The organism is Candidatus Binatia bacterium, from assembly GCA_036504975.1.
In the GTDB taxonomy this organism is placed as follows: domain Bacteria; phylum Desulfobacterota; class Binatia; order UBA9968; family UBA9968; genus JAJPJQ01.
Map to the genome: position 1 here is coordinate 1 of DASXUF010000117.1, position 20,344 is coordinate 20,344.

The following is a 20,344-nucleotide window of genomic DNA, read 5'->3' on the forward strand; positions in this document are numbered from 1 at the left end:
ACGCTTGTTAATCAGTCCCTCACGGGATAAAGTTCCACCGTACAAATGGCGATGACGCCCGGATGAGGGAAGCTGGGTGAATGAAATCGAGTTTATCTATCCACTCTCACCCGAAGAGGAAGACCGATTGCGGGTAAGGGCGACGAAAGTGCGGGGAAGAATCGTGAGCTTTGTCGTTCAATATGAGGCCCTAATTCATGATCGCTGGAGAGCGGTTGTCCGGTACGATACTGCTCACAGGTTCGCTCATAGGGATGTGTTACATCCGGATGGCTCGGTCGATAAACAACCTCTGAACTTCGCCAACCTGAATCTCGGTTTTACCTTTGCCATCCAGGATCTCAAGAGCCTTTGGCAGTGGTATCGTTATGGCTATGAGAAGGAGCTGCAGAGATGAAGAAAGAATCCACCGTCAGAAAGAACTTGGATCTTCTGGACGAGTTCATGAAATATGCCTTTGACCATCCTGATATTCTCGATGAGATCCCAAAAGAGGCGTCGTTGGTTATCCTCCCCGAAGGAGACGCGCCTTTACACAAAGAAAATAAAAAGATGCTCAACCGCTTAAAAGCCAAAGGCGAGAAAGTTATAGCCGTAAAGCTCCGGGTTACAAGACGCAAGGTTTCAAAAGTTGGGTAGTCCAACAAATTTTCCCATCAGTGACATATCTCATCAGCTAATTTCTTGCCGGGTTCCGCGCGTCTCTCAACGTGAATGCGCCTGCGTACAACGCCCGGCCGACGATGACGCCTTCGACGCCGTCCTTCTCGACCTCCTTCAGCCGGCGGATATCTTCCAGCGTCGCAACGCCGCCGGAGGCGATGACCGGAATTTTTACAGCGCGAGCCACGCGGCGGCTTTCTTCTACGTTGACGCCCTGGCGCGTGCCGTCGCGGCCGATGTCGGTGTAAATAATTTTGGCCGCGCCGTCGGCTTCGCAGCGGACGGCCAGCTCGACTGCGTCCATTGACGTCGTCTCTTTCCATCCCTTGACCGCCACTCGGCCGGCGCGCGCGTCGATGCCGACGATAATTTTTCCGGGGAATTTAGCGCAAGCCTGGCGGAGAAAGTCGGGATTCTCGTAAGCGGCCGTTCCTAAAATCACGCGTGCGACGCCGAGGCCGAGAGCTTCTTCTACGGCTTCCAGCGAGCGCAGGCCGCCGCCGAGCTGGACGGGAACCGCGACGGCTTGGCAGATTCCTGCGATTTCCCGCTTGTGGACCGGGCGGCCTTCGACGGCGCCGTTTAAGTCAACGACGTGGAGCCGCTCCGCGCCCTCCGCCACCCAGTGTTTCGCCGCCGCAATCGGATCGGGGAAATAGACCGTCTCTTGGTCCATCTCGCCCTGGTACAGACGTACACACTGGCCATCTTTGATGTCGATAGCCGGAATGATCAGCATCTTAGTTCTTTTCGGCGAAGCGCGCGAAGTTTTTGAGAATCGTGAGCCCGATCTTCTGGCTCTTCTCCGGATGGAACTGGCAGGCGAAAAGATGATCGGTGGCGATGCTGGAGACGAACGAGCCCGAGTAAGGCGTCGTGGTGGCCGCCAGCGAGCCGTCTTCGGGCACGACGTAATACGAGTGGACGAAGTAAACGTAGTCGCCGTCGGCAATCCCTTCGAGAAACGGCGTCGGCTTTTTTTTCTCGATCGAGTTCCAACCCATGTGCGGGACTTTGAGGCCGTTGTCCGGGCGAAACGCCACGACTTTGCCGGGAAAAAGGTCAAGACCTTTCTGCGGCCCGAACTCCTCGCTCTCGCTGAAGAGGAGCTGAAAACCCAGACAAATTCCGAGGAACGGCTTTTTCCGCGTCACGACTTCGCGGATCGGATCGACCAATCCGTAGCGCCGGAGATTTTCCATGCAGGCGCTGAACGCGCCGACCCCCGGAAGGACGACTCCCTTGGCGCCGAGAATGGCCGGAACCTCCCGGGTGATCTCCGCCGTATAGCCGAGCCGCTCGAAGCCCTTCTGCACGCTGCGGAGATTGCCCATGCCGTAATCGACGATCGCGATCATAGGCTCCCTTTGGTCGACAAGACTCCCTTGATGCGCTGATCCATGCGCGTCGCCTTTTCCATCGCGCGCGCGAGCGCCTTGAAGCACGCCTCGATGATGTGATGCGGATTCTCGCCCTGCGTCACGTTGATGTGCAGGTTCATCCCCAATTGATTGGCCAGCGCCTGGAAAAACTCGTGCGGCAGGTCGGTGTCGAAGTCGCCGACGCGGCCGGGGCGAATCTTGACGTTATAGGCGAGATACGGCCGCCCGCTTAAATCGACGACCACTTGCGCGAGCGCCTCGTCGAGCGGCACGGTGGCCTCGCCGAACCGGCTGATCCCCTGCTTGTCGCCGAGCGCCTGCTTGAACGCCTGGCCGAGCGTCAGCCCGACGTCTTCAACCGTGTGGTGGTAATCGACCTCGATGTCCCCTTTCGCTTGAATCTTGACGTCGAACAGGCCGTGGCGCGTGAAGATCTCCAGCATGTGATTGAAAAACGGAATGCCGGTCTGGATCTCGGCGGCGCCGCTGCCGTCGAGCTCCAGCTCCGCGGTGATCTGGGTTTCTTTGGTCTTCCGCTCCGTTTTTGCGCTGCGTCCCATAGTCCCTCTCCTTATTTTTTAAACCGCGCCTCGACCGCGCGCGCGTGATCGTCGAGCCCTTCGAGCCGCGCCAAGCGGGTAATAGACGGCGCAAGCGCGCGCAGCGCGCGTCTTTCGGCGTGAATCACGCTTGTGCGTTTTAGAAAATCGTACGTGCCCAATGGAGAAAAAAACCGCGCGCTTCCGCCGGTCGGAAGAACGTGATTCGGTCCGGCGAAGTAATCGCCCAGCGGCGGCGTGGAATACGGACCGAGAAAGAGCGCGCCCGCGTTGCGAATCGAGCGCGCCCATTTCCGCGGCTCGCGCACGATCAGCTCCACGTGCTCCGGAGCGATGGCGTTGGTAATCGCCACCGCTTCGTTGAGCCCGCGGCAGACGATGATCGCGCCGTAGTTTTCCAAAGCCTTCAACGTGATCGCGCGCCGCTTGGTGTCGCGCGTCTGGCGCTCCAGGGCGGCGCGTATGCGCCGCGCGAGCGCGAGCGACGGCGTGACGCAGAGCGCCGCCGCCAGCTCGTCGTGCTCCGCTTGCGAAAGCATGTCCGCCGCCACGTGATCCGGATCGGCGGAAGTGTCGGCGAGGAGCAGGATCTCGCTCGGTCCGGCGATGGAATCGATATCCACCTCGCCGAAGACCTGCCGCTTCGCCGCCGCCACGTAAATATTGCCCGGCCCGACGATCTTGTCCACCTTGGGAATGGACTCGGTGCCGAACGCGAGCGCCGCCACCGCCTGCGCGCCGCCGACGCGAAACACCCGGTCCACGCCGGCGACTCGCGCCGCGGCCAAAATCAACGCGCCGTCTTCGCCGATCGGAGAAGTCATGACGATTTCTCCGACGCCCGCGACTTTCGCGGGGATTGCGTTCATCAGGACCGTCGAAGGATAGGACGCCTTGCCGCCGGGCACGTAGACGCCGACCCGCTCCAGCGGACTGATTCGCTGGCCGAGAAACATGCCGATCGGATCGCGATAGCCCCAGCTCCGCTCCATCTGCCGGCGATGAAACGCGGCGATTCTTTTGGCCGCGAGACGGAGCGTCCTCAAATTCCGCGCCGGAGTCTTTTTGACGGCGTCGTCCATCTCCCGCCTGGACACTTCGACGGTACGGCGAGTCAGACGAACTCCGTCGTAGCGCCGCGTGTAATCGAACAGACCGCGGTCGCCCCGAACCCGCACGGAACGAATGATCTCGCTCACCTTCTTCTCTACGCTCTGCTCTCTGCCGCTCCGGCGCTGGACGACCTTCTTCAGCAGGCTGTTAAAAGCGGAGTCGCTCGTCTTAACCAATCGGATTTTCATCCTTCATCCTTCATCCCTTTATTCTTCTGATGTCCGCTCCCAGCGCCGAGAGCTTCTTTTCGATATGCTCGTAGCCGCGATCGAGATGATAGACCCGCGATATCTCCGTGTCCCCTTTGGCCGCAAGGCCGGCTAAAATCAACGACACGCTGGCGCGTAGGTCCGTCGCCATCACCGGCGCTGCGGAAAGACCCTCCACGCCGCGGACGACGGCGCGATTGCCCTCCAGGCGGATGTCGGCGCCCATGCGATCCAACTCCTGCGCGTGCATGAAGCGGTTTTCGAAAATATTTTCCGTGATCACGCTAACGCCGTCGGCCACCGCCATCAACACCATCATCTGCGCCTGGAGATCGGTCGCGAAGCCGGGATACGGCAGCGTCGTGATGTCCACGCTCTTCACTCTCCCGTCGCCCTGGACTCTCACCCGATCCGCCTGGACCGACAGCGCCACACCGCTCTCCTTGAGCTTCAGAAGGAATGCGTCGAAATGATCCGGCCGCACGTCGTTCACGACGACGTCGCCGCGCGTCAGCGCGGCCGCTACCATGAAACTCCCCGCCTCGATGCGGTCGGGAATGACGCGGTGCGACGCGCCGCCAAGGCGCTCGACTCCCTCCACCTTTATGACGTCGCTGCCGGCGCCCGCGACTCGGGCGCCCATTTTGTTCAGCACCGAAGCCAGATCTTCGATCTCCGGCTCCTTGGCGGCGTTCTCGATCACCGTCGCGCCCTCCGCCAGGGCGGCGGCCATCATGAGATTCTCCGTCGCGCCCACGGAAGGCACATCGAGATAGATCTTCGCGCCTTTGAGTTTTTTCGCCTTCGCCTCGACGTAGCCGTGAACCAATTCGATCTCGGCGCCCATCGCCACGAGCCCCTTCAGGTGCAGATCGACCGGACGGACGCCGATCGCGCACCCGCCGGGAGTGGACACGCGCGCTTCGCCGAAGCGCGCGAGCAGCGGCCCTAGAACTAAAAACGAGGCGCGCATGGTCTTCACCAGATCGTACGGCGCTTCGAGCTTGTCGATCTTGCTTGCCTGGAGCGCGACGCAGCCGGAACCCGTCTCCCCCTCCAACGTCACCCCAAGCCACTTGAGAAGCTTCAAAGCCGTCTTGGTATCGACGAGATCGGGAATTCTCTCATAACGGCACGGCTCGGCGGTCAAGAGTGATGATATAAGGATGGGCAGCGCGGCGTTCTTCGAGCCGCTGACCGTCACTTCGCCCTCAAGCCGCCGGCCGCCGCTGACGATGATCTTATCCACTCGCTTTACCTTTCATCGTGCTTCGACAGGCTCAGCACGAACGGTCCAGCTTTATCGCTAGTCTTTATTTCCGGTCACCCTGAGACTTGTCGAAGGGCGATTACGGGTTCTTTCAACATTCTTTGAAGCTCATATCAACATGCGCGCAACGACGACGCGGTCCTTACCGGCATAGTCTTGGTAGAGACGCGGCGGACTGTAGCCGCCGGCATCCACAAAAAGAAGATTAACTTCTTGACCCCTATCCGCGCCGATCTCCAGCGCGAGGAACCCGCCGGCGGCGAGATGGCGGCGCGCTTCGGGAATAATTCGACGAAAGAAATCGAGGCCGTCCGGCCCGCCGTCGAGAGCGAGACGAGGCTCGAACTCGCGCACGTCGCGCGGCAGCGTATCGAGCTCGTCGCGTCGCACGTAAGGCGGATTGAAAACGATCACGTCGAAAAACTCGGTGCGGTCCCTCACCGGCATGAAAGCGTCTCCTAAAAGAAAATGAATCTTTTCCTCCACTCCGTGGCGGCGGGCATTGGTTCGAGCGACTTCGAGCGCGCCCGGAGAAATGTCCGGCGCCCATATCTCCGCGTTGCCGATCTCTTTCGCCAGGCTTACGGCGATCGCTCCGCTGCCCGTCCCGATCTCCAAAATTCGAATTTCGAACTTCGAATTTCGAAATTGTCCTAAATATTCCATAACCGTCTCCACCAGCAGCTCGGTCTCAGGCCGCGGCACCAGCACCGCCGGCGTCACGAGAAAATCGAGCGACCAGAACTCCCGCCGGCCGACGATGTATGCTACCGGCTCATGGTTAAGTCGGCGCAAGATAAAAGAGCGCAACCGCTCTTGCGCGCGCGCGGGAAGCGTCTGCTCCCCGTGGAGATAGAGTTGACTCCGGTCGAGATCCAAAGCTCCGGCCAGGAGAACCTCCGCGTCCAGGCGCGCGCTCTCGATTCCCGCGCTGGAAAGAAGCGCCGTAGCTTCGCGCAGCGCTTGTCTTACCGTGAGCGGCTCTGCATCGGACGCAATCTCTATGTCGATCGCCGCGGTCATCGTATTCACCCCGCCTGCAATGCTTCCGCCTGATAATGCGTGTTCAGGGCGTCGAGCAGCTCGTCCAGCTCGCCCTCGATCACCCGATCGAGCTTATAAAGCGTAAAATTGATGCGGTGGTCGGTCATCCTACCCTGAGGGAAGTTGTAGGTGCGGATTCTCTCGCTGCGGTCGCCGCTCCCGACCATGAGCTTGCGCGTCGCGGCGATCTCGGAGCGCTGCTCCTCCTGTTTTTTCTCCAACAGGCGCGCGCTGAGAATCTTTAGCGCCTTGGCCCGGTTCTTGTGCTGCGACTTCTCGTCCTGGCACGAGACCACAAGACCGGTGGGAATATGCGTCATCCTGACAGCCGAGTCCGTCGTATTGACGCTCTGCCCGCCGGGACCGGAAGCGCGGAACACATCGACTTTCAAATCTTTGGGCTCGACCCCGACCTCGACTTCGTCGGCCTCCGGAAGGACGGCCACCGTCACGGTGGACGTGTGAATTCGGCCGGAGCCTTCGGTCATCGGAACCCGCTGCACCCGGTGCACGCCGCCCTCGAATTTGAGCCGGCTGTAGGCGCCTTTTCCCTCGACGAGGAGAATAATTTCTTTGAGGCCGCCGAGCCCCGTCGGGTTCGAGCTCATGACTTCGACGCGCCATCCCCTGTTTTCGGCGTAGCGCGTGTACATGCGCGAGAGCTCCGCGGCGAAAAGCGCCGCCTCCTCGCCGCCGGTGCCGGCGCGGATCTCGAAGATGACGTTCTTGCTGTCGTTGGGATCTTTTGGGAGGAGGAGAACCTTGAGGCGCGCTTCGAGCTGCTCTTTGCGCTCGCGCAGCGCCGCCAGCTCCTCTTTGGCCAGCTCGCGCATCGCCTCGTCGCTCTCGTCGAGCAGCTCGCGGTTCGACTGGATTTCCTGCTCTATCTTCTTCCAGTCCCGGTAACAGACGACGAGCTCCTCCAAATCCGCGCGCTCCTTGGCGACCTTGGAATATTCCCGCTGCTTGCCCGAGAACGAAGGGTCGCTCAGGAGACTTTCCAACTGCGTGTAGCGCTTTTCAACTTCCGCAAGTTTGTCCAGCATATCGATAGCTCTCAACGATCAGCCCTCAGCCATCAGCTAGGTCAAATGCATTTTACTGAACGCTGAAAGCTGACTGCTGAAAGATGTCTTCCAAATAAAAAAGGGCAAAGGGATTTGTGTGTGCCCCTTTGCCCTTTTTTCACTCAAACTCCGCTAGTACGTCACATTCAGTCCGAAACCTCCGCCAGGCCTAGTTCTTGATGCCGTATTTTCTCTTGAACTTTTCTACCCGACCGGCCGAGTCGACGAATTTCTGTTTCCCCGTGTAGAAAGGGTGGCACTCCGAGCAGATCTCCACGTGGATGCTCGGCACCGTGGAGCGCGTTTCGACCACGTGCCCGCAAGCGCAGACGATCTTGGCCGCTTTGTATTCCGGATGGATCCCCGCTTTCATAACAACCTCTGCAAAATCTATAGCATGAAAGGTTAGCGGCTTCAAATCACACGGCGAGGCCGCGATCCTTCACTTCGCTCAGGATGACCGAAGCGGTCACTTTAGAATCTCCTTCAATTTCGGAACCAGCGTGGCATCGATGTTGAAAACGTCTTTGACGTTGCGCTCCAGCGTTGCGCCGTCCAACGGATTGATATCGAGCTTGGCCTTCTCCGCGTCGGCTAGAAATTCCTTGTCCTTCACGGTGTCCATGAAGGCTTTGCGTAGAATCTCGATTCGATCTTGTGGAGTGCCCGGCGGCACGACATAGGGACGGGCCGCGGGGCCGACCGTGTGAACCGCGGAGCGGATCAGCTTTTTTCCGTCCTCCGTCTTTGCGTAGTTGATAGCCAGCGGGACTTTCGGCAGGTCGGGATGGGCCTTGGCGACATTCTGCAACACAATGATCGCACTGCCCGATTCCATCTCGCTGCGCCACGTCGATTTCAAGGATTCCCAAGAATTGCAAACCCCCTGGACCTCGCCGCTGTTGAACGCGAGCTTTATAGTGGCGGTGCCCGTATAACCGGAAACGATCTGGACCGGGAGGCCGATCGCTTCCTTGAGAATCTTGGGAATATCGTCAGTAGCCGAGCCGGCGCCTACACCGCCCAGCTTGACGACCGTCTTCGAGCTTAGCCATTGATCGATGCTGGTGATGCCGACCGATTTCGCGATAGTGAGCATGTAGTTGTCCTGAGCCGGGACTCCGATAAATCCGAACTTCACCGATTCGAACTCCACACCCGCTTTCCCCAACAACTGTTGCAAAAAGAGGCCGCCGATGAAGTGGCCGATCGTGAGACCGTCCGGCTTGGCTACCTTATAGACGTGGTTCGCGGCGATCAGGAATCCGGCCCCGGGCATGTTTTCCACGACGAAAGTAGGATTGCCGGGAATGTGCTTGCCCATGTGGCGGGCGATCGTCCGCGAATAGGTGTCGTAGCCGCCCCCGGCCGCGGCACCGACGATGATGCGGATGGTCTTGCCTTTGTAGAAAGAATCCTGAGCGGCGGCCGATGTAACGATCAAAAGGTTGAAGAGACAAAGCGCAAACAACGCCGCGAGCAGACCCTGAACCCCTTGAACCTTTAAACCCTGCAAGCTTTTACGCATCGTGAGCATGGAATTTCCTCCTTATCCTTAGATAGGCTCGAACGGGCGATCGGCCCCCCTGCTAGCTGCTATAACGAATTCGATTTCGACGCAAGGTCCGAGCCCTCATCACTCAGACTATCGAGGTTAGCGTCCGCCGGGGAGTTTCTCGAAGGGCCGATCTCCTCGCTTCGCACAGGCGGCTGATTCTTTTTCATAGGCGGCTGGAGATGAGAAAAAGAAGAGTATATCTTTGCAAATAATGAGTCGAGCGAGCGGCGTCCTGCTTCACATCACCTCCCTTCCGTCGCCTTTCGGGATCGGCGATCTCGGCCCGTGGGCTTACCGCTTCGCCGATTTTCTCGCCGCAGAGCGCCAGACCTACTGGCAAATTCTTCCGCTCGCCCCGACCGATCCGGTCCGCGGAAATTCCCCGTACGACAGCCGCTCCGCCTTCGCCGGGAACCCGCTCATCATCAGCCCCGAGCTGCTGCTGCGGGAGGACTGGCTCCGTCCGGAGGATCTCGAAGAGCATCCCCCGTTCGCGCGGGAGCGCGTCCAATACGAGATCGTCACGGCGTATAAAGCCCGGCTGCTCGACAAGGTTTTTCAACGTTATCAAAACCGCGCGGCGCTGGACGGCGGATTTGAAAAGTTTTGCGACCAGAACGCCGGCTGGCTCGAAGATTACAGCCTGTTCACCGCACTCAAGGCCCGCTTTGACGGCGCGCCCTGGCCGGATTGGCCGGAACCGCTGAGAGATCGAGAGAAGAGCGCGCTCACGCAATGGAAAAAAAAATGCCGCGAGGAAATGAAGAAGGAAAAGTTGTTTCAGTACCTTTTCTTCCAACAGTGGAGCGCGCTCAAGGAATACGCCAACGGCAAGAAGATTCTTTTTGTCGGCGACCTGCCGATCTACGTGAGCGGCGACAGCGCCGATGTCTGGGCCAATCCGCACCTCTTCAAGCTCGATAAGGCGAAGCGGCCGACCGTCGTCGCCGGCGTCCCGCCGGATTATTTCAGCGCCACCGGCCAGCTCTGGGGCAATCCGGTTTACCGCTGGGACGCGCTCAAGGAAACGAATTATGCGTGGTGGTTCAAGCGGCTGCGTCACAATCTCGCCTGCTTCGATAGAGTCCGCCTGGATCACTTTCGCGGCTTTGTCGCTTACTGGGAGGTGCCCGCGGGCGAGCGCACGGCGAAGAACGGTCGCTGGGTCAAGGCGGCATCGGACGATTTTTTTGCCGGCCTCGTGCTCCAGTTTCACGGCCTGCCGTTTTTCGTCGAAGACCTGGGACTGATCACCCCCGATGTCCGCAAAGTCATGAAGCGCTTCGGCTTCGCCGGGATGAAGCTGCTCCTGTTCGCGTTCGGGGACGACATGGCAAGCAATCCCTACGCCGTTCACAACCACGAGAAGAATTCCGTCGTCTACACCGGAACCCACGACAACAACACGGTCAAGGGCTGGTTTCTGGAAGAGGCGAGCGCCGATGACCGCGAGCGGCTCTGCGCCTATGTCGGCCACAAGGTCGCGGCGGAAATGGCCCACTGGGAACTGATTCGGCTCTGCTTCATGTCGGTGGCGGACACCGCGATCATACCGATGCAGGATCTGCTCGGTCTCGGCTCCGAGGCGCGGATGAACCGGCCGGCGACGACCGAAGGAAATTGGGCTTGGCGCTTCATTCCGGAGCAGATCACGTCCTCGTTGAGCGCAGAGCTCTCGAAGCTTGCCGAGATCTATGGAAGAGTCCCGGGGCAAAGCCGCGGGTCGCAGGCGGATTGAATCCGCCGTGAAATTGACTCGTTAACTTTCCGACGTTATAGTTCGAGAGAAAAGGGGACAAAACGTGGAAATCCTCGGAATGGTGATGGCTGGAGGCCGCGGCAAGCGGCTCTATCCCTTGACGAGAGACCGCGCCAAGCCGGCAGTCCCCTTCGGCGGCAAATATCGCATCATCGACTTCGTTCTCTCCAACTTCGTCAATTCCGGAATCTATTCGATCTACGTCCTCACCCAATTCAAAGCCCAATCGCTCGTGGAACATCTCCAGGAAGGATGGCAGGTCAGCAGCCTGCTCCGGGATTACTTCGTCACGCCGGTGCCGGCGCAGATGCGCTCGGGCGTCGATTGGTACCGGGGAACGGCCGACGCCGTCCATCAAAACGTCCACCTGATCAAGCGGCCCAATCCCAAGGCCGTCGCGGTTTTCGGCGCCGATCACGTCTATAAAATGAACATCCGCCAGATGGCGGAATACCATTGGCAGAAAAACTCGGAGGTCACGGTCGCGGCGTTGCCGGTGAGGATCGAAGATGCTTCGCAGTTCGGCGTGATGGAAGTGGATGATGAATGGCGCATCGTCGGCTTCGAGGAGAAACCCGCCAGGCCGAAGCCGATACCGGGAGAGCCGGATTGGGCGCTCGCCTCGATGGGAAATTATATTTTCGAGACCAAGCTGCTCCTACAAGCGCTGGAGAACGATGCGCCGAAGCCACAAAGCAGCCACGACTTCGGCATCGACATCATCCCCGAATTGCTAAAAGCCGGGAAAGAAATCCTCGCCTACGACTTCCGGACCAATCGCATCCCCATCTCCGCCAAAGGCGAGGAGTCGAGCTATTGGCGCGACATCGGGACGGTCGAGGCCTACTACGAGGCCAACATGGAGCTGCGCGACGTGGACCCTTCTTTGAACCTGTACAACCGCAGTTGGCCCATTCGAACCGTCAGCTACAGCGATCCGCCGGCAAAATTTGTCTTCGACGAGGAAGGGCGGCGCGGAATGGCGCTCAACTCGATCGTCGCGGAAGGGACCATTATCACCGGCAGCCTCGTGCGCGACTCGGTGATCAGCCGCAACGTCCGCATCCACAGCTACTCGACCATCGAAGACGCCGTCATCATGGCGCGAGTGGAGATCGGCAGGGGCTGCCGGCTGAGAAGAGTGATTCTGGATAAAAACGTCTACATTCCGCCGGGGACGGAGATCGGCTACAACGTCGAAAGGGACCGCGAGCGCTACTTCGTCACCAAGAGCGGCATCACGGTCATCCCGCGCGAAGAGCCGAGAGCGGTTATACCCTGATGCGGCGCGGTTTCGCGCCGCGTCATTCCAGCGCACCCGGGGATCCGGAATCTTCGCGCTCCACGAGCTTGCGATAGAGAGCCAAGTATTCCTCTGCCGGTTTCTCCCAGGAGAAGTCTGAGGCCATGCCGTTGGCCACTAACTGCCGCCACGCTTTTTTGTCGCGATAAACGGCGACGGCTCGCTTGACCGCATTCGACAAGGCGGAGGCCGAGTACTCGGTAAATTTGAATCCGTTCCCCGTCCCGCCGATCGGATCGTAATCTTCGATGGTATCGTCCAGGCCGCCGGTGGCGCGCACGATCGGCACCGTGCCGTACTTGAGGCTGTAAATCTGGTTGAGACCGCACGGCTCGTATTTGGAAGGCATCAGAAACATATCGGCGCCCGCCTCGATCTTGTGGGCGAGAGCCTCGTCGAAACCAATTTTGACGCCGATCTTTCCCCGGCGCGCGCCGGGCAGGTCCGCGAGAAGGGTCTGGTATTTCTCGTCGCCGGCGCCGAGGATAACGATCTGCAAGTTCATGCTGAAGAGATCCTCGATCGCCTGCAGGATGATATCGATCCCCTTTTGGTCCGTCAGGCGGGAGACGATGCCGATCAAAGGGGTTGTGGCTTTCGGAGGCAGAGCGAAAATCTCCTGTAGGTCTTTCTTGCAACCTTGCTTGCCGCTCAAGTCGGCGGGGCGATAATTTTCTTTGATGTAGGGATCGGTCGCGGGATTCCATTCGCGGTAATCCACGCCGTTGAGAATCCCATGCAGATCGCGCTCCCGGCCGCGTAGGACGCCTTCGAGCCCGCAGCCATACTCGGGAGTCAGGATCTCCCGGGCATACTTCCGGCTCACCGTCGTAAGCGCGTCGGCATAGAGAATCCCGCCTTTGAGAAAATTGACGCGCCCGTAGAATTCCAAATACTCGGGCGTGAAGTAGCGCACCTCCAGATTCAACAGATTCGCAGCCGCCATGGGAAAATTTCCCTGGAACGCCAGGTTGTGGATCGTGAGAACGGTCTTGCACTTTCGCGCTTCGTGCCGGGAAGCCGCGTCGAGTTGTTTGAGCGCCGGGATGAGCGCCGCTTGCCAGTCGTGGCAATGGATCAATTCCCACGGACCAGTGCGTTGGGACAGATGGAGCGCGGCCTTGGAAAAAAAAACGAACCTCTCCGCGTTGTCCGGATAATCGCCTTGCGGCGCGCCGTAAAGTTGCGGCCGGCGGAAGTAGCGATCCTGCCGTATCACGTAAACCGCGACGCCACTGTCCAAGGTCATTTTTAAGACGGTTCCTGGAACGCGCTCCTTGCCGAGCGCCGCCTCGATTTCTATTCCCGTTTCTTGCAATGAGAAGCCGCCTGCTAAAATGGATTGATAGGCGGGCAGAACGACGGCCACCTCCGCGCCGAGGCCTACCAGGGAGCCGCAGAGCGCGCCGACCATATCTCCCAGCCCGCCGGTCTTCGCCAACGGAACGCTCTCCGAAGCCGCCATGAGAATCTTCATGCGCGTCGATGCCCGATATCAAAAAGGCGGAAAATTTTACAGCGCGATTTCCCTGAGGGATTGGGCCGCCAGCTCGGGCGGCATGGGGTTGATGTAAAAGCCCGTGCCCCACTCGAAGCCGGCCACTTGAGTCAGCTTCGGCATCACCTCGATGTGCCAGTGAAAGTGGCCGTTGTCCATTTCCTGAAAGGGCATCGAGTGGATGAGATAGTTGAAAGGCGGATCGTTCAACGTGCGGTTGAGCCGGATCAGCGTCTCTCGGAGCGAGCGCGAGAGGTCGACGTATTCCTGCTTGGTCGCGTGCTCGAAGTAGGAAGAATGCTTCTTCGGCAAAATCCAGGTCTCGAAGGGGAACCGCGGCGCGAACGGACAGATCACGACGAAGCTGTCGTTCTCGCTCACGATCCGCGACCGGTCGTCGATTTCCTGGCGCACGATGTCGCAGTAGATGCAGCGCTCCTTGTATTTGAAATACTCCTGCGCGCCGACCAGCTCGTCGGTCACGTTGCGCGGAACGATCGGCAGCGCGATCAACTGCGAATGGCTGTGCTCCATCGTGGCGCCCGCGTCCGCGCCTTGATTCTTGAAGATCAGAACGTAGCGAAACCTTTTATCCTCCCTCAAATCCAACACCCGATCCCGATACGCCCAAAGCACCTCTTCGAACTGCTGGTTGGTGAGCTCGCCCGCGTTCACTTCGTGCTTCGGCGTTTCGATGATGACTTCATGCGCGCCGACGCCGTTCATTAAGTCATAAACCCCTTCGCCGCGGCGGTCGAGACTGCCCTCGATCATCAAGGCGGGAAACTTGTTGGGCACGACGCGGAGCGTCCATCCGGGACCGTCACGCTGGGAGCCCCCGGGCCGGTACGCGGCGATCTCCGGCGGCGTCTGGCGTTCGTTGCCTTCGCAAAACGCGCAGGGGCCGGGTTTTGAAGGGCTCTTGCGATGTTCGTAATGGGTGGGTCTCTTGGCGCGCTCGGTCGAGATGATCACCCAACGGCCGGTGACGGGGTCTTTTCTTAGCTGCGGCATAATGTTCGGCGAAAATAATTATTTCATTTTCAGAGAAATTTGTCCATTCGGCGCGCCTTTTCGATGGCATCGCGAAGCGGATCGTGCAACTCTTGCCGGGATATGCCGGCCCAAGACCGCCACGCGATCGTGATCGGATCCGGTCCGAACGGACTGGCGGCCGCGATCGTTCTGGCCGAGGCCGGCTGGTCGGTCGTCGTCCACGAGGCGCAGGCGACTTACGGGGGCGGCGCGCGCTCGGCCGCGCTGACCTTGCCCGGATTCACCCACGATCTCTGCTCCGCGGTTCACCCGCTGGCTCTGGCTTCGCCTTTTTTCCGCGAACTGCCGCTCGCGGAACACGGCCTCAAGTGGATCCAACCGCCGGCCGCTTTGGCGCATCCGCTCGACGACGGCTCGGCGATCCTTCTCGAACGCTCTTTGGAAAAAACCTGCGCGCATATGGGCGACGATGCGAGAGCGTATGAAAAACTGTTCGGACCGGTGATTCGGAACTGGCAGACGCTGATCCCTAATTTTTTGGGACCGCCGCGGTTTCCCTCCCATCCGTTTCAACTACTCTCTTTCGGCCTGCGCGCGCTCGGCTCTTCTCGGAAGACCGCGGAAAAATTTTTCCGCGGGCCGCGCGCCCGCGCGCTCTTCGCCGGCCTGGCCGCTCATTCGATGCTGCCGCTGGAATATTCCCTGTCGTCGGGCTTCGGATTGGTGCTGGGGGCGGCCGGTCACGCCGTCGGCTGGCCGATCCCTGAAGGCGGCGCGCAAAAAATCGCCGACGCCTTGGCCGGACACCTAAGAAGTCTTGGCGGTAAAATCATCACGGGCCGTCGCGTTGACTCGCTCGACGAGCTTCCCGCGGCGCGAGCGATCGTGTGCGACGTGACGCCACGACAGCTCGTGAACCTCGCCGGAGCGCGCTTGCCGGCGGCGTTTCATCGCCGGCTGTGGCGGTACCGTTATGGGATGGGCGTTTTCAAGATCGATTGGGCCCTGAGCGCGCCGATTCCATGGAAAAACGAAGCTTGCGCTCGCGCCGGCACGGTCCACCTCGGCGGCACGCTGGAAGAGATTTCCTCGTCCGAGCGCGCCGCATGGGAAGGAAGACCGCGCGATAAACCGTTCGTGCTGTTGGCGCAGCCGTCGCTTTTCGATCCGACGCGCGCGCCCGCGGGAAAACATACGGTCTGGGCGTACTGTCATGTGCCGCACGCCTCCTCCGAGGACATGACCGAGAAAATAGAAAATCAAATCGAGCGATTCGCGCCCGGTTTCCGCGCGCGCGTGCTTTTTCGCAAAATTCATTCACCCGCGGATATGGAACAGCACAATGCCAATCTCATCGGCGGCGACATCAACGGCGGCGCCGCCACGCTCGGACAGTTTTTTTTTCGCCCGACGGCGAAGTTTTATGCGACGCCGATCAGAGGACTGTATTTGTGCTCGGCCTCGACGCCGCCCGGCGGCGGCGTCCACGGCATGTGCGGTTTTTTTGCGGCACGGAAAGTTTTACGGGATCTTGGGTAACCGGCACCGCGGTGAGTGCCCGGCGCAGCGTCGTACCTCGCCTATATCTTGCTATTAAATATCTTGACACCCCCCATATGTTGGGTGCATGATGGCTGCATTAAAAACTTAGGGGGAGGGTATCATGGGAGCGCTCCTTACAGGTTTGGGTTTGGCGTCTAGAGGACACGGCACGACCAGCACCGGCGCGGCGTTTCAAGATTCACAAGTTCAACTCGTCTGGGAAAAAGCGTCTTTTGCTCCCAATGCAAACCCTTCGATCTACCGGTTGGATTCCGCCGGCGCATTGATACGACGTGCCGACTACGGCCTTACCGTCAGAACCGGTTGGGAGATCGACCATATGGTGCCCGTTGCGGCAGGCGGCGGCGATGATCTCGATAATCTGCAGCCGTTGCAATGGCAGAACAATCGAAGCAAAGGCGACGAGTATCCCTATTGGACCCCAGCCGTGGCATTGATTCAACAGTTCATTACGAGATAAGCGCGGCCGATTTCGAGTGAAGGTAGCGGAAAAATTCGGAAAGCATCTCCAGCGGTAACTCCCGAGCTTGTCTACATCGGCCCGAAAAGACCGGGCTCAGGTTTCCCTTCTTCCGAATCAGGGCGGTTTTTTAATCGAAGGTTCGATCGTCTTCCAGCGGCGCGAGATCATCCATCTCAATTTTCGCTGTCTGTTTCCCTTCGCGCGCGCGGGCGCAGGCGATGCAGAGCCGCGTTGTCGGCAGAGCGCGCAGCCGGGCCAGCGCTATATACTCTCCGCAGGAGGCGCATTTTCCATAGGTGCCGTCGACGATGCGCTGGAGCGCCTCATCGATCTCGTCCAGCGTCTGCTTGTCCCTGTCGCTCAAGCGCTCCAGTACCGTCGCGATTCTTTCCTTCTGCGCGTCTTCTTCCAGTTCCGGCTCCCGCTCCTGGGCGATCGTCTTCAACTCTCCTTGCGTTGCGTCCATATCGCCCAAGATAAGGAGCCGTCTCCGCTGCAGTTCTTCAGCCAGAGAATCGATGATGCTTCTTTTTTTCTCGTTCATGCTTCCCTCCTTGCCGCCGGCACAGCGTCCGGAAACTTATAAAATATAAGCCCGAACCTGCGGCATCAATCGGGTGAACTCTGAAGTCACCGAGAGAAAAATCCCGGAGCGGAGTAAATCCGGAAGCGATGAGGGTACTGCTGGACGCGGTCGTCGAGCCGGCTTTTTTGCCGGATGGACCGCGCTCTTATTCGACGGTCGGGTTGACCAACGACGCATAGTAGCCCGCGATGCCGCTGAGAATATACTGCACGGCCAGCGCCGCGAGGACGATCCCCAGGACTCGAGTGATGATGTGCACTTTGCCTGCGCCCAGGCGCGCCATCACGCGCTCGCCGGCGTGAAGCACCCACCAGGCGATCAAATAGACAATCGCGATGACGGCGGCGAATATTCCCAAGCGGAGAATGTCGCCGCGAATCTGATTCGTCAACAGCAGAACGGTCGTGATCGTTCCGGGACCGGAAAGCAACGGTATGGCAAGAGGAAAAATCGCGATGTCTTCGCCGGCCCCGCCTTGCTCGTGACGCTCGGGGGCTTGGAGACCGGGCCGCTGACCGAAAAGCATCGGGAACGACGCCGCGAAGAGGAGAATCCCGCCGCTGATGGCAAACGCGTGCACCGTCACCCCCAGATAAGAAAGCAGAAAGCCTCCTCCCAGCAAAAAAAACATGGTCACGCTGAAGGCGACAACCAGCGCCCGCGAGAGAGTTCTCCGCCGTTCAGCGTCGCGAAGCTCGCTGGTCAACGCAACGAACATCGGCGCGACGCCCAGCGGATCCACGACGATGAACAGCGTCGCAAACGCTCTCAGTCCGAATTGCAACAAGCTTTCTTCCATGCGGAAAAAATCCCGGCGCACGGATCGCACGAGACTGTTTTTTTGAAGTCCACGCGTTATTGCAAAGATTTTAAGTAAGCGACGACTGCCTCAGCGTCCGCGGCCGTCAGTCGGAAGCGCGGCATCGGCGGGTCAGGAACCCTGCCGTTGGCTGAAATTCCTTCGGTCAAGAGACGAACACCCTGTTCTTTGCTATAGCCGGACAGGCCGGCGATCGCCGGAGCTTTAATAGCCCATTTCATGCCGGGATAAGGAGGCGCCTTCACGGGAACCGGCGCGCCGCGAAGATATTCCGCCCGGACCAAACGACCATTTTGATCTCTGGGCGTATGGCACTCGCCGCACATCGCCACCTGTTCCACGATATACTTGCCGCGCTCGACCGAACCGCCCGCGGCGGCGCCCGTCCCTGCGTCGCGGATCGACGGGAAAAATACCGTCGCCGCGCAGAAAAAAAGAGCTGATTTCACGGCGCGCATGCTAACGACCTATACCAGGCGATAGCCACCGGGAAAAGACCGCCCACTATGCGCCGGAAAAATTTGCCGCGCTAAAGTCTGAGTTCTTCAATCCGATTCAATAATCGAGCGAAGGTGTCCGTTCCGCCTGCCATAAGACGGAACGACGCAAAAGGCGGCACGCAGAGCGGTTCGTACCGGCATTTGCTTGCCTGCTCTTTGCACAGCTTTTGTTAACTCCGCCAATTCAGCAAGTTGCGTCGTTCGGCGGCGGCACTTTCTGAATAGTCATATTCTCCCCATCTACATCCTAAAGTTCTCATTTCATCGGTCGATACTTAGATCCAAAGGAGTACCGGCGACGCCTGGAAGCCGAACAGTGGAAGATGATGGCTTCCGGATTGCTACACAATGTCGTCTAGAGGAAAGCTTTGCTTGATGCGAGCGCAGCGGCGTTATGTCGACCAACTTCCGTCAGATTATTGACACCGTGGGGCGCACCACAGAGCGTAGAGCTCATGGAGCTTCATTTTTGAAAAAATCGTTGAATAAAATTTTCCTGCTGGCCCTGCTCGCAGTCGGCCTAGAATTTTGTTGTCCACCCGTCTCGCTTGCGGTGCAGGCCATCTTGATGGACGACGCAACCATCAAGTCTGGCTCTCCGACAAGCAAGTTCGGCGCGGCAACCACGGTCCTGGTCAGCTCAACCTCTACCGGGTTGCTCTACTTCGACCTCTCGTCTCTTCCGCCGGGAGTAACCTCAGACAACGTCAAAAGCGCCACTCTCACTCTCTTCGCCAGAGGCACGGTCAAGGCAGGCACCTTTAAGGTGCAGCGTGTGGCAGGCGCTTGGACTGAACCGAGCGTCACTTACGCCACCGCGCCCGTGTTCGGCGCGACCGAGGTGACGGGAATAGCCGTTGCCTCCGCGGATTCCGGGCAATTCATCAGCGTTGATCTCACGACGCTCGTGCAAGATTGGGTCGATGGCGATCCAAATCTCGGTATCGCTCTTGTCTATGAGAGTGGAACCCTCAGCTTACCATTTGATTCTAAAGAGAGCGGAAAAAATTATGCCCAACTAGACATTACTCTCGATCTTTCCCAATACGGCCTGGGACCTACAGGACCGACCGGACCCACGGGACCGACCGGACCAACTGGCGACACCGGTCCGACGGGACCGGCGGGGCCAACCGGACCGACGGGACCGACCGGCGACACCGGTCCGACCGGACCGACGGGACCGACCGGCGATACCGGCCCAACTGGTCCCACCGGCCCGACAGGTCCCACCGGACCTACGGGAATTATTTTCGAAGGCGCTTGGTCCGACGGCGTAAGCTATCAGTTGAACGACGTCGTCACCTACAACAGCGAGACCTGGATCGCTCTTTTCGATCACACGAGCAACGTCAACGATTTCCCCGGCGGTACCGACGACTGCGGCAGCGGATCGGAAGCCTGCTGGTCGAAGCTTGCCGCCGTCGGCGCTACTGGTCCCACCGGACCGACGGGCCCCACTGGAGATACCGGACCCACTGGACCTACAGGCGCGACGGGACCGACCGGTCCAACTGGAGACACTGGACCTACAGGACCCACGGGACCCACCGGACCGACGGGACCGACCGGCGACACCGGTCCGACGGGACCGACGGGTCCAACCGGCGACACCGGTCCGACGGGACCGACCGGACCCACCGGACCAACAGGAATAATTTTTGAAGGCGCCTGGTCCGACGGCGTAAGCTATCAGTTGAACGACGTCGTCACCTACAACAGCGAGACCTGGATCGCTCTTTTCGATCACACAAGCAACGTCAACGATTTCCCCGGCGGTACCGACGACTGCGGCAGCGGATCGGAAGCCTGCTGGTCGAAGCTTGCCGCCGTCGGCGCCACCGGACCTACCGGACCAACGGGCCCCACTGGAGATACCGGACCCACTGGACCTACAGGCACGACGGGACCGACCGGTCCAACTGGAGACACCGGACCTACAGGACCCACGGGACCCACCGGACCGACGGGACCAACCGGCGACACCGGA

General features: G+C 59.6%; 21 protein-coding genes. 7 read left to right on the forward strand and 14 right to left on the reverse strand.

The features are described 5' to 3' along the window. Window positions 1–76 precede the first annotated feature (76 nt). Both VGL70_15735 and VGL70_15740 read left to right on the forward strand, forming a co-directional pair. Window positions 77–397 (forward strand): hypothetical protein, encoded by a 321-nt coding sequence (locus VGL70_15735; protein HEY3304975.1) that lies wholly within the window; start codon window positions 77–79, stop codon window positions 395–397. After that, entirely contained in the window at window positions 394–639 is a 246-nt protein-coding gene (locus VGL70_15740; GenBank protein ID HEY3304976.1) for a DUF5647 family protein, read from the forward strand. The genes VGL70_15735 and VGL70_15740 overlap by 4 nt, the downstream gene beginning before the upstream one ends. A gap of 37 nt (window positions 640–676) precedes the next feature. Here VGL70_15740 and hisA read toward each other — a convergent pair whose 3' ends face one another. The 9 genes from hisA to VGL70_15785 all read right to left on the reverse strand — a co-directional run bounded on the left by hisA (window position 677) and on the right by VGL70_15785 (window position 8,845). Continuing rightward, window positions 677–1,402 carry a 1-(5-phosphoribosyl)-5-[(5-phosphoribosylamino)methylideneamino]imidazole-4-carboxamide isomerase gene (gene hisA, locus VGL70_15745; GenBank protein HEY3304977.1) on the reverse strand — a complete coding sequence of 242 codons (726 nt, stop codon included), beginning with the start codon at window positions 1,400–1,402 and terminating at the stop codon, window positions 677–679. A 1-nt stretch (window position 1,403) separates the two neighbouring features. After that, window positions 1,404–2,021, reverse strand: coding sequence for an imidazole glycerol phosphate synthase subunit HisH (gene hisH / locus VGL70_15750; protein ID HEY3304978.1), 618 nt, complete (start codon window positions 2,019–2,021; stop codon window positions 1,404–1,406). Then, entirely contained in the window at window positions 2,018–2,605 is a 588-nt protein-coding gene (gene hisB / locus VGL70_15755) for an imidazoleglycerol-phosphate dehydratase HisB (GenBank protein ID HEY3304979.1), read from the reverse strand. Before hisB ends, hisH begins: the two co-directional genes overlap by 4 nt. Window positions 2,606–2,616: 11 nt before the next feature. Then, entirely contained in the window at window positions 2,617–3,906 is a 1,290-nt protein-coding gene (gene hisD / locus VGL70_15760) for a histidinol dehydrogenase (protein HEY3304980.1), read from the reverse strand. A 10-nt stretch (window positions 3,907–3,916) separates the two neighbouring features. Then, the gene (gene murA, locus VGL70_15765) at window positions 3,917–5,176 is read right to left on the reverse strand and encodes a UDP-N-acetylglucosamine 1-carboxyvinyltransferase (GenBank protein ID HEY3304981.1); all 1,260 of its coding nucleotides are present in this window, start codon (window positions 5,174–5,176) and stop codon (window positions 3,917–3,919) included. Window positions 5,177–5,305: 129 nt separating this feature from the next. Beyond that, complete coding sequence (gene prmC / locus VGL70_15770; GenBank protein HEY3304982.1) at window positions 5,306–6,220, reverse strand: peptide chain release factor N(5)-glutamine methyltransferase; 915 nt, start codon at window positions 6,218–6,220, stop codon at window positions 5,306–5,308. Window positions 6,221–6,225: 5 nt separating this feature from the next. Next, window positions 6,226–7,287 (reverse strand): peptide chain release factor 1, encoded by a 1,062-nt coding sequence (gene prfA, locus VGL70_15775; GenBank protein ID HEY3304983.1) that lies wholly within the window; start codon window positions 7,285–7,287, stop codon window positions 6,226–6,228. 190 nt (window positions 7,288–7,477) lie between these two features. Then, window positions 7,478–7,681 (reverse strand): 50S ribosomal protein L31, encoded by a 204-nt coding sequence (gene rpmE / locus VGL70_15780; GenBank protein HEY3304984.1) that lies wholly within the window; start codon window positions 7,679–7,681, stop codon window positions 7,478–7,480. 96 nt (window positions 7,682–7,777) lie between these two features. Then, window positions 7,778–8,845, reverse strand: coding sequence for a tripartite tricarboxylate transporter substrate-binding protein (locus VGL70_15785; protein ID HEY3304985.1), 1,068 nt, complete (start codon window positions 8,843–8,845; stop codon window positions 7,778–7,780). Between the two features lie 232 nt (window positions 8,846–9,077). Here VGL70_15785 and malQ point away from each other — a divergent pair, with 232 nt between their 5' ends. Continuing rightward, window positions 9,078–10,604 carry a 4-alpha-glucanotransferase gene (gene malQ, locus VGL70_15790; GenBank protein ID HEY3304986.1) on the forward strand — a complete coding sequence of 509 codons (1,527 nt, stop codon included), beginning with the start codon at window positions 9,078–9,080 and terminating at the stop codon, window positions 10,602–10,604. Between the two features lie 64 nt (window positions 10,605–10,668). Then, the gene (gene glgC / locus VGL70_15795) at window positions 10,669–11,907 is read left to right on the forward strand and encodes a glucose-1-phosphate adenylyltransferase (GenBank protein ID HEY3304987.1); all 1,239 of its coding nucleotides are present in this window, start codon (window positions 10,669–10,671) and stop codon (window positions 11,905–11,907) included. 22 nt (window positions 11,908–11,929) lie between these two features. Here the strand turns inward: glgC and glgA are convergent, their stop codons facing one another. Further along, window positions 11,930–13,393: a glycogen synthase GlgA gene (gene glgA / locus VGL70_15800; protein ID HEY3304988.1), complete on the reverse strand. Its 1,464-nt coding sequence runs from the start codon at window positions 13,391–13,393 to the stop codon at window positions 11,930–11,932. 48 nt (window positions 13,394–13,441) lie between these two features. Further along, window positions 13,442–14,443, reverse strand: a complete 1,002-nt coding sequence (gene galT / locus VGL70_15805) for a galactose-1-phosphate uridylyltransferase (GenBank protein ID HEY3304989.1) — start codon at window positions 14,441–14,443, stop codon at window positions 13,442–13,444. A 60-nt stretch (window positions 14,444–14,503) separates the two neighbouring features. Between galT and VGL70_15810 the strand changes: the two genes are divergently transcribed. Both VGL70_15810 and VGL70_15815 read left to right on the forward strand, forming a co-directional pair. Beyond that, complete coding sequence (locus tag VGL70_15810; protein ID HEY3304990.1) at window positions 14,504–15,961, forward strand: NAD(P)/FAD-dependent oxidoreductase; 1,458 nt, start codon at window positions 14,504–14,506, stop codon at window positions 15,959–15,961. A 124-nt stretch (window positions 15,962–16,085) separates the two neighbouring features. After that, window positions 16,086–16,445, forward strand: coding sequence for an HNH endonuclease signature motif containing protein (locus VGL70_15815; protein HEY3304991.1), 360 nt, complete (start codon window positions 16,086–16,088; stop codon window positions 16,443–16,445). A 130-nt stretch (window positions 16,446–16,575) separates the two neighbouring features. Here VGL70_15815 and VGL70_15820 read toward each other — a convergent pair whose 3' ends face one another. The 3 genes from VGL70_15820 to VGL70_15830 all read right to left on the reverse strand — a co-directional run bounded on the left by VGL70_15820 (window position 16,576) and on the right by VGL70_15830 (window position 18,303). Next, window positions 16,576–16,992, reverse strand: coding sequence for a TraR/DksA family transcriptional regulator (locus tag VGL70_15820; protein ID HEY3304992.1), 417 nt, complete (start codon window positions 16,990–16,992; stop codon window positions 16,576–16,578). A gap of 187 nt (window positions 16,993–17,179) precedes the next feature. Beyond that, complete coding sequence (locus tag VGL70_15825; GenBank protein ID HEY3304993.1) at window positions 17,180–17,833, reverse strand: MarC family protein; 654 nt, start codon at window positions 17,831–17,833, stop codon at window positions 17,180–17,182. 56 nt (window positions 17,834–17,889) lie between these two features. Then, window positions 17,890–18,303 (reverse strand): c-type cytochrome, encoded by a 414-nt coding sequence (locus tag VGL70_15830; GenBank protein HEY3304994.1) that lies wholly within the window; start codon window positions 18,301–18,303, stop codon window positions 17,890–17,892. 520 nt (window positions 18,304–18,823) lie between these two features. Between VGL70_15830 and VGL70_15835 the strand changes: the two genes are divergently transcribed. Continuing rightward, window positions 18,824–20,344, forward strand: a 1,521-nt coding sequence (locus VGL70_15835) for a DNRLRE domain-containing protein (protein ID HEY3304995.1), incomplete at its 3' end; no start/stop codon positions are given.

Excerpts from the sequence above, each read along its gene's own strand:
- rpmE (HEY3304984.1), bottom strand. The coding sequence starts at position 7,681 with ATGAAAGCGGGGATCCATCCGGAATACAAAGCGGCCAAGATCGTCTGC.
- glgA (HEY3304988.1), bottom strand. The coding sequence starts at position 13,393 with ATGGCGGCTTCGGAGAGCGTTCCGTTGGCGAAGACCGGCGGGCTGGGA.
- prfA (HEY3304983.1), bottom strand. The coding sequence starts at position 7,287 with ATGCTGGACAAACTTGCGGAAGTTGAAAAGCGCTACACGCAGTTGGAA.
- hisB (HEY3304979.1), bottom strand. The coding sequence starts at position 2,605 with ATGGGACGCAGCGCAAAAACGGAGCGGAAGACCAAAGAAACCCAGATC.
- VGL70_15825 (HEY3304993.1), bottom strand. The coding sequence starts at position 17,833 with ATGGAAGAAAGCTTGTTGCAATTCGGACTGAGAGCGTTTGCGACGCTG.
- hisH (HEY3304978.1), bottom strand. The coding sequence starts at position 2,021 with ATGATCGCGATCGTCGATTACGGCATGGGCAATCTCCGCAGCGTGCAG.
- hisA (HEY3304977.1), bottom strand. The coding sequence starts at position 1,402 with ATGCTGATCATTCCGGCTATCGACATCAAAGATGGCCAGTGTGTACGT.
- VGL70_15820 (HEY3304992.1), bottom strand. The coding sequence starts at position 16,992 with ATGAACGAGAAAAAAAGAAGCATCATCGATTCTCTGGCTGAAGAACTG.
- hisD (HEY3304980.1), bottom strand. The coding sequence starts at position 3,906 with ATGAAAATCCGATTGGTTAAGACGAGCGACTCCGCTTTTAACAGCCTG.
- VGL70_15785 (HEY3304985.1), bottom strand. The coding sequence starts at position 8,845 with ATGCTCACGATGCGTAAAAGCTTGCAGGGTTTAAAGGTTCAAGGGGTT.
- VGL70_15810 (HEY3304990.1), top strand. The coding sequence starts at position 14,504 with ATGGCATCGCGAAGCGGATCGTGCAACTCTTGCCGGGATATGCCGGCC.
- malQ (HEY3304986.1), top strand. The coding sequence starts at position 9,078 with ATGAGTCGAGCGAGCGGCGTCCTGCTTCACATCACCTCCCTTCCGTCG.
- VGL70_15740 (HEY3304976.1), top strand. The coding sequence starts at position 394 with ATGAAGAAAGAATCCACCGTCAGAAAGAACTTGGATCTTCTGGACGAG.
- prmC (HEY3304982.1), bottom strand. The coding sequence starts at position 6,220 with ATGACCGCGGCGATCGACATAGAGATTGCGTCCGATGCAGAGCCGCTC.
- VGL70_15815 (HEY3304991.1), top strand. The coding sequence starts at position 16,086 with ATGGGAGCGCTCCTTACAGGTTTGGGTTTGGCGTCTAGAGGACACGGC.